General features: G+C 40.5%; 1 protein-coding gene. It reads left to right on the forward strand.

Annotated elements, in window-relative coordinates; translation table 11 throughout:
- Window positions 1-1,080, forward strand: a 1,080-nt coding sequence (locus AA81_RS13855; RefSeq protein WP_103899359.1) for an extracellular solute-binding protein, incomplete at its 5' end; no start/stop codon positions are given.
- Window positions 1,081-1,210: the final 130 nt, after the last annotated feature.

Below are 1,210 nucleotides of genomic sequence, written 5' to 3' on the forward strand. Positions count from 1 at the left end.
ATCAACGCAACGGTTGCCGGAGGTGCTGGGACAAACGCCAAAGCAGTATTAAAAACAAGAATGCTTGGTGGAAACCCACCCGATACATTCCAAGTACACGCTGGTTGGGAATTAACAGATACATACGTAATACCAGGACTCATGGAACCTTTAACAGACTATCTAAAAGCGTGGGGAGTATACGACAAATTTCCAGAAGGTCTAATAGATATAGTAAGTTATCAAGGTGAAGTTTATTCCATTCCTCTGACGGTCCATAGAAGCAACGTTGTGTTCTACAACAAGAAGTTATTTAACGAAATAGGTTTGACTAAAGAACCCGAGACATGGAATGAATTCATAAACGCATTAGAAAAAGTAAAAGCCGCTGGTTACACTCCACTTGCTTTAGGAGATAAAAACAAATGGCCTGCAGGCCAACTTGTTGAGAATCTTATGGTAGCTGAATTTGGAGCTAAAAATTACAACGCCTTATTTAACGGCGAACTATCGTTCAACGATGAAAGGCTTGACAGTTCTTTAGAAAAAATGGTACAACTTATGGATTACGTTAACGTAGATCATGCAGCTTTAGCATGGCAAGATGCTGCAAGATTGTTATATGAAGACAAAGCCGTTTTCAATTTAATGGGTGACTGGGCAGAAGGATACTTCAAAACCTTAGGTTGGACGCCAGGAGAAGACTTTGGATGGTTCGAGTTACCTGGCACACAAGCTGTGTTCGTATTAGTATCCGATACCTTCGGGTTACCAAAGAATGCCCCACATAGAGAAAATGCACTCATCTTTTTGGAATACTTGGCTTCTACAAGGGCTCAATCAGTGTTTAATCCAATTAAAGGTTCTATCCCAGCAAGAATTGACGCAGATCCAGGAAACGATCCATACTTGATAGAAACAGCAGAGGATTTCAGAACCCTCATCATTTCACCATCTATCGTTCACGGTTCTGCAGCACCTGAAGCGTTCGTCACGTCATTCAACGATGCCGTTAACAACTTAGTAACTACTAAAAACGTTAACCAAGCAAAACAAATGATATTATGGGCTGCTGAAGATGTAAATCTACTCACAGATTAACACCTAAAATAACTTAATCTCGGCCCAGTAAGGGCCGAGATTTTCGATATACCCTATCCAATCGATAAGGAGAGATATGTATGTCGGTTCAAAAGAAAAAGGCAAGAGCAGGATTTTTTATAATCCTACC

Source organism: Petrotoga halophila DSM 16923 (genome assembly GCF_002924615.1).